General features: G+C 37.3%; 10 protein-coding genes and 1 riboswitch. Of the genes, 9 read left to right on the forward strand and 1 reads right to left on the reverse strand.

From position 1 onward, the window contains the following. Positions 1-311 precede the first annotated feature (311 nt). The 5 genes from ACN6NE_RS18190 to ACN6NE_RS18210 all read left to right on the forward strand — a co-directional run bounded on the left by ACN6NE_RS18190 (position 312) and on the right by ACN6NE_RS18210 (position 6,504). The gene (locus ACN6NE_RS18190; protein WP_013056154.1) at positions 312-491 is read left to right on the forward strand and encodes a hypothetical protein; all 180 of its coding nucleotides are present in this window, start codon (positions 312-314) and stop codon (positions 489-491) included. A 225-nt stretch (positions 492-716) separates the two neighbouring features. Continuing rightward, complete coding sequence (locus ACN6NE_RS18195; RefSeq protein ID WP_129707242.1) at positions 717-2,654, forward strand: ATP-dependent DNA helicase; 1,938 nt, start codon at positions 717-719, stop codon at positions 2,652-2,654. Between the two features lie 124 nt (positions 2,655-2,778). Then, the gene (locus ACN6NE_RS18200; protein WP_129707244.1) at positions 2,779-4,296 is read left to right on the forward strand and encodes a carboxypeptidase M32; all 1,518 of its coding nucleotides are present in this window, start codon (positions 2,779-2,781) and stop codon (positions 4,294-4,296) included. 97 nt (positions 4,297-4,393) lie between these two features. Further along, a riboswitch (purine riboswitch) is annotated at positions 4,394-4,495 on the forward strand. Positions 4,496-4,598: 103 nt separating this feature from the next. Further along, a complete protein-coding gene (locus ACN6NE_RS18205; RefSeq protein ID WP_129707246.1) occupies positions 4,599-5,192 on the forward strand; it encodes a xanthine phosphoribosyltransferase in 594 nt (197 codons plus the stop codon). Position 5,193: 1 nt separating this feature from the next. Then, positions 5,194-6,504 carry a nucleobase:cation symporter-2 family protein gene (locus ACN6NE_RS18210; RefSeq protein WP_129707248.1) on the forward strand — a complete coding sequence of 437 codons (1,311 nt, stop codon included), beginning with the start codon at positions 5,194-5,196 and terminating at the stop codon, positions 6,502-6,504. Between the two features lie 107 nt (positions 6,505-6,611). Here ACN6NE_RS18210 and ACN6NE_RS18215 read toward each other — a convergent pair whose 3' ends face one another. Then, the gene (locus ACN6NE_RS18215) at positions 6,612-7,472 is read right to left on the reverse strand and encodes a LysR family transcriptional regulator (protein ID WP_129707250.1); all 861 of its coding nucleotides are present in this window, start codon (positions 7,470-7,472) and stop codon (positions 6,612-6,614) included. A gap of 130 nt (positions 7,473-7,602) precedes the next feature. Here ACN6NE_RS18215 and ACN6NE_RS18220 point away from each other — a divergent pair, with 130 nt between their 5' ends. The 4 genes from ACN6NE_RS18220 (at position 7,603) to ACN6NE_RS18235 (ending at position 11,840) form a co-directional block, all read left to right on the forward strand. Continuing rightward, entirely contained in the window at positions 7,603-9,027 is a 1,425-nt protein-coding gene (locus tag ACN6NE_RS18220; protein WP_474326651.1) for an NAD-dependent succinate-semialdehyde dehydrogenase, read from the forward strand. Between the two features lie 398 nt (positions 9,028-9,425). Then, positions 9,426-9,968 (forward strand): GNAT family N-acetyltransferase, encoded by a 543-nt coding sequence (locus ACN6NE_RS18225; RefSeq protein WP_129707252.1) that lies wholly within the window; start codon positions 9,426-9,428, stop codon positions 9,966-9,968. A gap of 223 nt (positions 9,969-10,191) precedes the next feature. After that, a complete protein-coding gene (locus ACN6NE_RS18230) occupies positions 10,192-11,277 on the forward strand; it encodes a type III polyketide synthase (RefSeq protein ID WP_129707254.1) in 1,086 nt (361 codons plus the stop codon). 5 nt (positions 11,278-11,282) lie between these two features. Further along, on the forward strand, positions 11,283-11,840 hold the full coding sequence (locus tag ACN6NE_RS18235) for an isoprenylcysteine carboxyl methyltransferase family protein (RefSeq protein ID WP_474326356.1): 558 nt from the start codon (positions 11,283-11,285) through the stop codon (positions 11,838-11,840). Positions 11,841-12,122 lie beyond the last annotated feature (282 nt).

Here is a 12,122-nt window from a genome sequence, read left to right on the forward strand (position 1 = left end):
TTTAAAAAAATAAAAGCCTCTAATTGCACAGACGGATGGTACGTGTATCTGGCAATTAGAGGCTATCGGTTGACCGGTAAGCCTGTATTATGTAGTTTTGAGTGATTGAATCTGTAAGTAATTTTAAAATATATTATTCCTATATGTCAAGTGAGAATTAAAATATTTTAATAAGTTCGATTATTTTCTTAAATGAAAGAAGCCATTTATTAAGCCAGAGATGCTGGTTTTGAGAATAAAATAAACAGCTGGTGTATAGAATGATAGTATTCACTTTTATAGTAAGCATTACAGAGAGAGGATGTTTATAAATGGATAGAAACACGCAGTTCACTATGATTCGTCAAGCGTTGGAAAACAGCTATCATTTAATGCAGCAGGGAATAGAAGTAAGCGGAGAGACGCTTACTCAGCTGGAACAAGCAAAAGCCGAGTATGAAGCGGCCTTTTTATTGTCTCAGTCCACGGACTCAAAATTCCGCTGTAATTAATTTTTTAATAGCACTTATTCCGTTTGCGTTCTATACACTCAGCTTTTATACAAAAAGGTTCTGTCCTTACAGGCAGAACCTTTTTTATGTTCAGCTCTTTTTATTGACATTTTAGATAAAGTAGTCAATAATTAAGTTTTGCTTATATGAGAAATTTACTAGATAAAAAGAAGTGAAGCTAATTTTTATTGATAGATATTTACATAAATAAAGGAGTCAGTATCGATGATGAGAGAGCGGTTGCCTTTTACAATTGAACGGGATGAAAACTTTTTTGACAAATTAAATGAATGGATAGGTGATGTTTTTTATGATCATCTTCCAGACGCTGGATTAGAACTTCGGGATGAACAAATTTTTATGGCTTTTCAAATCGAACGAGCTTTTAAAGAAAAAAATGTAATATTTGCAGAAGCAGGTGTAGGAACAGGGAAAACCATTGTGTATTTACTATACGCTATTTGTTATGCAAGGTATATTGGCAAGCCAGCTATTATTGCCTGTGCGGATGAAACATTAATTGAACAGTTAGTAAAAGCCGAAGGAGACATTGCAAAGCTCTCTGGTATTTTAGATGTTAACATGGATGTTCGCCTAGCAAAATCTCAAGATCAGTATCTGTGTTTAAAGAAATTAGATGCTGTGACAGCACGAACAGATAATGAAAACATTGAAGAAATTTACGATACGCTTCCTGATTTTGTTCATGATCATAGCGGTATGCAGTCGTTCTATCACTACGGAGACCGTAAAGAATATCCTCATTTAACGGATGAGGAATGGAATCAAATTAACTGGGATACGTTTCAAGACTGCTCTTCCTGTGAGCAGCGTCATAGATGCGGCTTAACGCTTTCACGTGAGCACTATAGAAAAGCACATGACTTAATTATTTGCTCTCACGATTTTTACATGGAGCACATTTGGACATATGAAGCCCGCAAGCGTGAAGGACAGCTTCCCCTTCTTCCTGAAAGCAGCTGTGTTGTATTTGATGAAGGTCACCTGCTGGAATTTGCTGCACAAAAGGCTTTAACATATCGCATTCAAGAAGATACGTTAGAAAACTTGTTAACGCGTCTATTAGAAAATGACGTGCGAGAAGAATTTGCTGTGAAGATCGAGCACGCTATCGATGTATATGCAATGTTCTTTGACCGTTTAAGTGAAGCAAGCACAGAAATCGTTGGTTCTAGCCGTAAAGAAGTAGCCCGCACAAACGGATTACAAAGTGTAGGAAAAGAACTTTTATCGCTGCTTGAGCATATCGGAAACGAGCTTGTGTTTGAGAGTGAGACCTATACAGTAGACGAATATACGCTGCGAATTGTAGATGAGTACCTAGATCAAATTGATTATTCGCTGCGCTTATTTATGGACAACGAAAATGCCATCTACTGGGTAGAAGAAAATAACTGGCAGCTGACGTTGGTTATTATGCCGCAAGCAGTAAAAGACGTCTTAAAAGAACGAGTATTTGCGAAGAAAATACCATATATTTTCACTTCTGCCACTCTTTCAGATAACCAATCGTTCGATTATTTAGCATATAGCTTAGGAATTGCAAAGCCGCTTTCTTTTTCTGTTGAATCGCCATTTGATTATGATGAGCAAATGAAAATTGCGGTAAAAAATGTTTCGGATGATCAAGAAGAAGCGTTTGCTGAAAAATTCGCCTTTGCTGTTGCTCAGCTCGAAAAAACGAACGGACGAGCACTTTTATTGTTTAACAGCAAAGAAGAACTAGAGATGTTCAAAGAAGTTTCCAAAGAGTTAAATCAGTACACATTTTTATTTGAAGGCGATCAAGAAATCAGTAAATTAGTATCTCAGTTCCAAAGGGAAGAAGAAACGATTTTATGCGCTGTTCATTTGTGGGAAGGATTGGATATTCCTGGACCTTCGCTATCTAATGTAATTATTTGGTCTCTGCCGTATCCACCAAATGATCCGGTCTTTGAAGCAAAGCGCAATCAAGTAGTCGATCCATTTTGGGATGCAGATATGCCGTATATGCTTCTTCGCTTAAAGCAAGGAGTTGGAAGACTGATTCGCTCTCATAACGATAAGGGTCTAATCACGATCTTTATGCCAAAAAGCACAGATTCAAAAGTGCGTTCAATCATTGAACAAAATGTCCCAACGAAAATAGAAAACGTATAAAAAAGCGCGGTTGTAGCCGCGCTTTTTTATATGAATAATAGATTGAATATTCAGTTATATACACGCCGTTACTATTATGATAAAATAATTTATGGTGAAATAAGGAAAGTAAGGAGGAAAAACAATGAGAGAAGACATACAGAAAATTGAGAAACAGTTTTATGAATACATGAATAAAATCAAAAGTTATCACGAGGCAATCGGAGTGATGTACTGGGATTTGAGGACGGGTGCTCCAAAAAAAGGGGCGGATCAGCGTTCTGAAGTTATTGGCATGATGTCATCAGAAGCGTTCAATCTTTCTGTTTCTGATGAAATGGCAGGTTTTATTGAGAAATTAACGAACCCTGAGTCACAGCCGTACATAAACGATATTACGAAAAAAGCAGTGGAAGAATGTAAAAAAGAATATGACTTAAATAAAAAGATTCCTCCGCATGAATATAAAGAATACGTTACATTAACTTCAAAAGCTGAGTCGGTTTGGGAAGACGCAAAAGAAAAAGCAGATTTTGCTTTATTTCAACCGTACCTCGAAAAAATTGTAGCGTTCAATCAGAAGTTTGTGGAGTATTGGGGGTATGAAGGAAACAAATATAACCGTTTATTAGACCTTTTTGAACCGGGGATGACGGTCGAAATCTTAGACGAGGTATTTGGAAAGCTACGGGAGCATATTGTGCCTCTTGTTCAGCGAATCGCCGGGTCGAATACAAAGCCAAATACGGAATTTTTATTCCGTACTTTCCCAAAAGAAGCGCAAAAGAAATTTAGTCTAGACGTGTTAAAAACGCTTGGCTATGATTTTGAAGCGGGGCGACTTGATGAAACAGTCCATCCTTTTGCTACTGGCTTAAACCCAGGAGATGTGCGCATCACGACTAAGTATGCTGAAAACGATTTCCGAACGGCTATTTTTGGAACGATTCACGAATGCGGACATGCTTTATATGAGCAGAATATTTCAAAGGATCTTGTCGGTACGGTTCTATGTGAAGGTACTTCAATGGGAATTCATGAATCACAGTCGCTGTTTTTTGAGCAGTTTGTCGGGAAAAATAAAGCATTTTGGCAGCATCATTACGACGTACTAAAAAAGCATGCGCCGGGACAATTTGACGATGTAGATTTAGAAGATTTTTACCGAGGAGTAAATGAGGCGAAACCGTCGCTTATTCGTATTGAAGCAGATGAGTTAACGTATCCTCTTCATATTATGATTCGCTATGAGATTGAAAAAGGATTAATAAACGGAGAATATAAAGTTGCAGATTTACCGGAAATTTGGAATGAGAAATACGAAGAATATTTAGGGGTTCGTCCAAGTCACGATGGAGAAGGCGTGCTTCAGGATGTACACTGGGCGGGAGGAAGCTTTGGGTACTTCCCTTCCTACGCTCTTGGCTATATGTACGCAGCGCAGTTTAAGCATACCATGTTAAAAGACTTGCCTAATTATGATGAACTCCTCGAAAAAGGAGAAATTTCGCCGATTACAAATTGGCTAACTGAACATATTCATCAGTACGGAAAAATGAAAAAGCCTCTTGAAATTTTAAACGATGTAACGGGAGAAGGCTTAAATGTAGATTATTTAATTCAGTATCTAGAAAAGAAATATGGAGAAATTTATCACGTATAAAAAGCGCTATAACCGAATATTATGTTTTGTATCACAAGTAAATGTTCGAAAATATCGTTTTTAGATATTTTCAAATAAAAGATTTGCTGATATAATACAATTAACTGAATAACGCACTCATATAATGACGAGAATAAGGCTCGTAAGTATCTACCAAACTACCGTAAATAGTTTGACTATGGGTGAGCGATGAAGTTTGTTTTTCACTTTTGTGCGTAAAAGCTCAAAGACATTGCTCTACTCATATACGAGTGCAGCTATGTTTTTGAGCTTTTTTAATACAAACGTTGGAGGAACGAACTATGAAAGCTTTGCAGAACAAAATTTTAACAGATGGTATCGTATTATCGGACACGGTTTTAAAAGTAGACACGTTTTTAAACCACCAAATGGATCCTGTATTAATGAAAGAAATTGGAGAAGAATTCGCTTCGCGTTTTGAAGATGCAGGAATTACGAAGATTTTAACGATTGAATCATCAGGAATTGCTCCAGCGATTATGACCGCATTGAAGCTAAACGTTGAGATGGTGTTTGCTAGAAAAAGAAAATCTTTAACACTTCAAGACGGACTCATTACATCAAAAGTATATTCATTTACAAAAAAAGAAGAAAATGAAATTTCAGTTGCTGATAAATTTATTCAAGAAGATGACGTGATTTTAATTATTGATGACTTTTTAGCAAACGGCCAAGCTGCATTCGGCTTGATGGATATCGTGCAAAAAGCAGGTGCTAAAGTAGGCGGCATTGGTATTGTTATTGAAAAAGCGTTCCAAGATGGAGGAAAACAAATTCGTCAATCAGGCGTTAAAGTAGAATCATTAGCACGCATTCAGTCTTTATCAAATGGTAAAGTGACATTTGCTGAAGATAAACCAACAGTGGAGGTTTAATATGAATAAAGGAAAAGTCTTTTCACTTGGTTTACAGCATGTTTTAGCTATGTACGGAGGTGCGATTGTTGTTCCGCTTATTGTTGGAGGAGCCATTGGCTTGACTCAGCAGCAGCTTACGTATTTAGTGGCGATTGACTTATTTATGTGCGGTGTGGCAACGCTACTGCAAGTATGGAAAAATCGTTTTTTTGGAATTGGTCTTCCAGTTGTATTAGGGTGTACGTTTACTGCCGTAGGACCTATGATTTCAATTGGAGGTTCTTACGGCGTATCCTCCATATATGGTTCTATTATCGTGGCTGGTTTACTCATCGTCCTTCTTTCTGCTTTTTTAGGTAAATTGGTTAAGTTTTTCCCTCCTTTAGTTACAGGTTCGGTTGTAACGATTATTGGAATTACGTTAATTCCCGTAGCGATTAAAGATTTAGCCGGAGGAGAAGGAAGTAAAGATTTTGGCAGCTTGAGCAATTTAGGTTTAGGTTTTGGCGTTTTGCTATTAATTATTGTTCTGTATCGATTTACAAAAGGATTTATGCGCTCCATCTCTGTGTTATTAGGATTAGTTGTTGGAACAATTGCAGCGTCTTTTATGGGAAAAGTCGATTTTTCCGGCGTAAAAGAAGAAGCGTGGGTTCATATGCCACATGTGCTGTACTTTGGGATGCCAACTTTTAATATTATGGCCATTCTGACAATGTTCCTTGTTTTACTTGTTGGCATTGTCGAGTCAACAGGCGTTTATTTTGCCGTTAGTGATATTTGTAAAAAAGAAGTGGATGAAAAAGATTTATCTAAAGGCTATCGTGCAGAAGGATTGGCGATTTTATTAGGCGGATTTTTTAACGCATTTCCTTATACAGCGTATTCACAAAATGTAGGGCTTTTACAGTTGTCAGGTGTTCGCACAAGAAATGTTGTATTTGCAGCGAGTGGAATTTTAATCGTTTTGGGTTTTCTACCTAAAATCGCAGCCGTGACGACAGTTATCCCGAGCTCTGTACTTGGTGGAGCAATGGTAGCTATGTTTGGAATGGTAATCTCTTCAGGTATTAAAATTCTTAGTCAAGTTGATTTAGCAAAACAAGAAAACCTTCTTGTGATTGCATGTTCGGTTGGCATGGGTCTAGGGGTAACGGTTGTACCTGAGCTCTTCAAAAACTTACCAGAGAGTCTTCAAGTTCTTACTGGAAGCGGTATTGTAATGGGGAGTTTTACAGCAATCTTTTTAAATATTGTCTTTAATATGATGAAATCATCACGTACGCAAGTTGCAGAAACAAAGTTAACAAATGAAGTAGTATCGAAATAAAAAGAGGCTAGGACAAAAGTATTTTAGTTGAAAAGATCCGAACAATTAATCGTTCGGATCTTTTCATTGTTATGGGGAACATAGGTCCAATTTGTTTGTCTTTCCTATTAAGACCGTGTTTTGAAAAACAGTGTATAAAGCATTTTCCCCACATCAGGGTTTTTTGCCACTAATGAAATTTCTCTTTTGAATTTGAAGTCTGTAATGGGTAACGCTTTAATGTTTGAGCTTTGTAAATGGCGCATAAAAATTTCAGGGAGAATTGAAATACCTAAATTAGCTGAAATAAATCCCATAATACTTTGAGCAAATTCAATTTCATTGGCAATGGGGATTTTTAAGTTATGACGATTGTACGCTTTTTCTACTAGTGTCCGAACATCGCACCCTGGGGGGAGAACTACAATGGGTTCTTCTGTGAAATCTTCAAATGATACGTTTTCTTTTTCGGCTAACGGGTGCTGATCATTCACAAATAAATAAAAGTCTTCTTTGAACAATAGTTTTGACCAGTAAGTATGTTGAACCTCTCGATCATCAAATAAAGCCCCGTCAATTTTATTGCTTTCTAACTGCTCTAACAAATCATAATAGTGATGCGAGGTTTTTATATCAATATGGCGATTGTGGTCTTTAGCAGAAGCCAGTTGATAAGGTAAGTAAAAAGCAGCCATACTCTGCCACGTTCCGATAGTTAAATCACAAGCTTCCTGGGTAGACACTAATTTTTTTTGAAGAGCATGAACGCTTGATAGTATGGATTCACCTTCTTGTAAAAGAATTTCACCTGCTGAGGTTAATTCTACTCCTGTAGCGGAGCGAATAAATAATGTTACTCCTAAATCTTCTTCTAGTTTTCTCATTTGCTTACTAAGTGCAGGCTGCGTCATATGCAGCTGTTCGCTTGCTTTGCTTAAGCTTTTTGTTTTGGCTGTTTCAATAAAAGACTCAAGCCATTCTGTTTTCATATTTATCACCTATAACCTTTTGTTATACCCATAGTATAGAAGGGAAGTTCTCATAAATCAATGAAGATGCTAGTGTATATAGTGTAGTTAACACAGCACAAAGAAATTCACACAACTAGGAGGATGAATGATGTATCCAAACAAACTATATATTAACGGTGAATGGACAACAACAGAAGAGAAAATTGATGTGATTAATCCAGCAACAAAAGAAGTTATAGGACAAATTCCAAAGGCAGGCGCAAAGGAAGCAGCTTCTGCAGCCGATGCAGCGGCTGCAGCTTTTAAAACATGGTCGAAAAGAACCGCTCAAGAGCGCAGTGCTATTTTAATGAGATGGCATCAACTAATTGAAAACCATAAAGATGAACTAGCAGAAATTATGACAACGGAACAAGGCAAACCATTTGCAGAAGCAAAAGGTGAAGTGCAGTATGGCAATGATTATATTGCTTGGTTTGCTGAAGAAGGAAAGCGTGTATACGGTGAAACGATTCCAGCTCATCATACGCATAAACGTATTACGGTTAAAAAACAGCCTGTCGGCGTTGTAGCAGCTATTACACCATGGAACTTCCCTGCAGCAATGATTACGCGTAAAGTGGCCCCAGCTCTTGCAGCAGGATGTACAATTGTTCTAAAACCATCTGAAGAAACCCCATTTACAGCATTTCGTTTAGTAGAGCTCGCAGAAGAAGCGGGAGTTCCAAAAGGTGTGATCAATGTTGTTACTGGAGATGCAGCAGCTATTGGTGACACATGGCAAAAAGACGGACGCATTCGCAAATTAACATTTACTGGTTCAACAGCGGTTGGTAAACATTTAATGCGCGGTGCTGCGGATACTGTGAAAAAATTATCGCTGGAATTAGGCGGTCATGCACCGTTTATCGTAACAGAAAATGCAGATTTAGACGCTGCTGTAAACGGCGTAATTGCTTCTAAGTTTGTCAACGCAGGTCAAACGTGCATCTGCACAAACCGCGTATATGTACAAGAATCCATTGCAGATGCTTTTGTTGAAAAATTTGCAGCAAAAGCGGCGGAATTAACAGTAGGAAATGGATTAGAAGAAGGTACAAAAGTTGGACCGTTAATTAACGACAAAGCGGTTGAGAAAGTAAAAGCACAAATTGCGGATGCAAAAAGTAAAGGAGCTAAAGTTGTGGTTGGCGGACAAGCTATAACAACTAAAAACGGTTTCTTTATGGAGCCGACAATTATTACAAATGTAACTGATGACATGAATTGCATGTTTGAAGAAACGTTTGGACCATTGGCACCTGTAGCAACATTCAAAACAGTAGAAGAAGCCGTAGAACGAGCAAACAATAGCCCTTATGGTTTAGCCGCTTACGTATTTACAGAAAACATTAAAGAAGCAACGTTTGTATCTGAAGAGTTAGAATACGGCATTGTAGGAGTAAATGACGGCTCTCCATCTGCAGCTCAAGCTCCATTCGGTGGCTTTAAAGAAAGTGGTCTTGGACGTGAAGGAAGTCATTACGGCATTGAAGATTATTTAGAAGTAAAATATATCTCAATGGGACTTTAATAAAAAGTAGAGGCTGGGACAAAAATATTTTATTCGAAGTGAAATACGAACTAGCAACTAATAATCAAAATTATTGGTTGTTAGTTCGTATTTTTTTGTTGTGAAGATGGACGTAGCTTTCATGTGTTTCGTTGTGTCCCAGCCTCTTTTTTATGAACTTTTGTAAAGAAAATTTGGAATAATAGTTCTTTAACGCAATTAATTGCATTTCTAGGATGTCTGTGCAAGAATAAATATTTCAAAAATGGTTTAGCTTTGTTTAAAGCGTGGGTAATACAACAAATGCACATGATGGCTTGTTAGATGAAATGAAAAGCAGAACTTTACCACTGATAAATTACGCAAGCTAGAACCAAAATAGTAGTACTGAATAGTGAAAAATATAGGAGTTGATATAGATGATTACAGCAGAGAAAAACATAGTGAAATTTAAAGCAAAAGACGGACGTGAAGTCACTATTCGTCCTGCACAGGCAAGCGATGCAGAGCATATTACAACAGCGGTAAGAGAAATTATTGGGGCGGGGGAATTTATTCAAAAAGATGAGCCGCGCACAGTCCAAGAAGAGCAAGATTTTATTGCATCAGTAGAAAAGAACGATCACATGTACGTTGTAGCTGAAGTCGAAGGTGAAGTGCTTGGAATTGCACGTGTTCTTAGAGGCGAAATTAAAATGAAGCGCCACACGGGGCTCTTCCGTACATGGCTTATTTCAAAAGCACAGGGAATGGGAATAGGAAAACAATTTATGAATTATACGCTAAACTGGTGCAAAGAAAATAATCTTCACAAACTTTCTTTAACTGTGTTTGCTTCGAATAAAGTGGCATACGAATTGTATAAAAAGGTAGGATTTGAACAAGAAGGCGTCATGAAAGAACAAGCTTATTTCAACAATGAATATGTAGATGAAATCTATATGTCCATTTTCTTTTCATAAAAATAAGCACTTATTTTCGTCAATCCATAAATTGTATCTGTACATTCAGATTATTTGCGCTATAATAAAAGTGCACAACAAACATACACTTCTTCAAAACGTAGACTTTCCTGAGTTACAGGAAAGTTTTTTTATGTTTCGCCTCCATCCCACTAAAAAAGAATTGAATAAATCCCCAGCTATTACAAATGTTAAATGTAACGCAATCAAAGAGGTGAAGTGTATGCCAAAGATTATCTCAGTTGGATTTGGAGTTCCCCCTTATGAATTAACTCAGCAAGACACGTTGCTATTTGCAAAAGAACTTTTTTCCGAATCGTTTAAAGATATTAATCGTCTGCTAACCGTTTTTCAAAATGGTCAAATTGAGAAACGTAATTTTGCCAAAGGCTTATCTTGGTTTCAAGAAGACCACACATTTGAAGAAAAAAATGATGCTTTTATAGAATCTGCTGTTGAATTAGGTACAAAAGCAATTGAAGACTGCTTAACAAATAAGAACCATGTAAGTACCCCTTTGCCGTGTGGAGAAATTGAGGCTATTTTTTATGTTTCAACAAGCGGTTTAGCTACGCCTAGCATTGAAGCGCGAATTATGAATAAGCTTGCGTTCTCAGACCATACAAAAAGAATTCCTATTTGGGGATTAGGGTGTGCTGGAGGAGCGTCTGGGCTTTCAAGAGCTTATGAGTATTGCAAAGCCTTTCCGCGTGCTAAAGTCCTTGTTTTATCCATTGAGCTTTGCAGTTTAACTTTTCAGAGAAATGATCGTTCAAAAAGCAACTTAATCGGTACATCTTTATTTGCAGATGGAGTAGCGGCTGCTTTAGTCGCAGGTGACGAAGCTGATACCACTTTTGCACTTGCAAAAAGCTATCCTTACATTTTACATACACAATCGACGCTCATGCCCAATTCAGAAGATGTAATGGGGTGGGAAATTAAAAATGATGGACTATTTGTTGTCTTTTCAAAAGATATTCCCACGATTATCGATTCGTGGTTAGGCGGGGAAGTTGAGTCATTTTTACAAACACAGCATTTGACCAGTCGCGATTTGAAGCATTTTGTTGCTCATCCTGGAGGGAAAAAAGTGCTTGAAGCATATGTATCAACGCTGTCGTTAAACGAAAATATGATTGCTGATTCCCTAGATGTACTTAAAAACCATGGAAACATGTCTTCGGCAACCGTTTTATATGTGCTAGACCGCTTTATGAAGAAAGAAATTTCGAGTAAAGAATACGGTTTATTAACAGCTCTTGGCCCTGGATTTAGTTCTGAAATGCTTCTATTAGAGTGGAGGTAAAGCGATTGTTTTTTTATAGATTTTTTGTATTTATTATCTTACAGCGTCTATGTGAATTGGTTATTGCCAAAAGAAATGAAGCTTGGATGAAGAAGCAGGGAGCATACGAAGCTGGTCAAAGTCACTACAAATGGATGGTAAGCATGCATGCCGCTTTTTTTGCTGCTCTTTTTACGGAAGTATATGTGTTAAACGATGGAATGTATCACTTTTCTTTTTTGTTGTTTAGCTTTTTCGTGCTTGTGCAACTTGCAAGAATATGGGCTATTTCTTCGTTAGGAAAGTATTGGAATACGAAAATTATCGTTTTGCCTAATGCGAAGGTTGTGCTAAGAGGTCCTTATCGTTTTATGAAGCATCCTAACTATACAGTAGTAGCGACAGAATTGGTGTTAGTTCCGCTTATGTTTCAGGCATACTGGACGTTAGCTATTTTTTCTGTTTTCAATTTGTGTATATTAGCCGTCAGAATTCCCTTAGAAGAGCAAGCGTTAACGAATGAAACAAATTACGGCGAAGTGATGCAAAACAGGGGACGTTTCTTTCCTGTAAAAAAATCTTAAAACTAATTGAAAATGATTATCTTTCATGATAAGATAAAACAAATGATAAAGATTATCAATTTCATCAAGTAGAAACGGTGGTGGACGTAATGGTTAGTCTTTTTGTGATCGGAGCACTTGCTACATATGTTGGCGTCACAACGTATGTAATGAAAAATATTGAAAAAGCCCAAAAGGCGTAACATACATGCGATGAATAGAAAGTACGATGCAAAGCTGTCAAATTATTGACAGCTTTTTTTATTGTTTTTGTAACTAAAAATTCAGTTTTTTATGGGAAAA

The organism is Priestia sp. 53B2 (assembly GCF_056099005.1).

Coding starts and splice junctions, on each gene's coding strand:
- ACN6NE_RS18195 (WP_129707242.1), top strand. CDS start 717: ATGATGAGAGAGCGGTTGCCTTTTACAATTGAACGGGATGAAAACTTT.
- ACN6NE_RS18210 (WP_129707248.1), top strand. CDS start 5,194: ATGAATAAAGGAAAAGTCTTTTCACTTGGTTTACAGCATGTTTTAGCT.
- ACN6NE_RS18225 (WP_129707252.1), top strand. CDS start 9,426: ATGATTACAGCAGAGAAAAACATAGTGAAATTTAAAGCAAAAGACGGA.
- ACN6NE_RS18200 (WP_129707244.1), top strand. CDS start 2,779: ATGAGAGAAGACATACAGAAAATTGAGAAACAGTTTTATGAATACATG.
- ACN6NE_RS18220 (WP_474326651.1), top strand. CDS start 7,603: ATGTATCCAAACAAACTATATATTAACGGTGAATGGACAACAACAGAA.
- ACN6NE_RS18215 (WP_129707250.1), bottom strand. CDS start 7,472: ATGAAAACAGAATGGCTTGAGTCTTTTATTGAAACAGCCAAAACAAAA.
- ACN6NE_RS18230 (WP_129707254.1), top strand. CDS start 10,192: ATGCCAAAGATTATCTCAGTTGGATTTGGAGTTCCCCCTTATGAATTA.
- ACN6NE_RS18190 (WP_013056154.1), top strand. CDS start 312: ATGGATAGAAACACGCAGTTCACTATGATTCGTCAAGCGTTGGAAAAC.
- ACN6NE_RS18205 (WP_129707246.1), top strand. CDS start 4,599: ATGAAAGCTTTGCAGAACAAAATTTTAACAGATGGTATCGTATTATCG.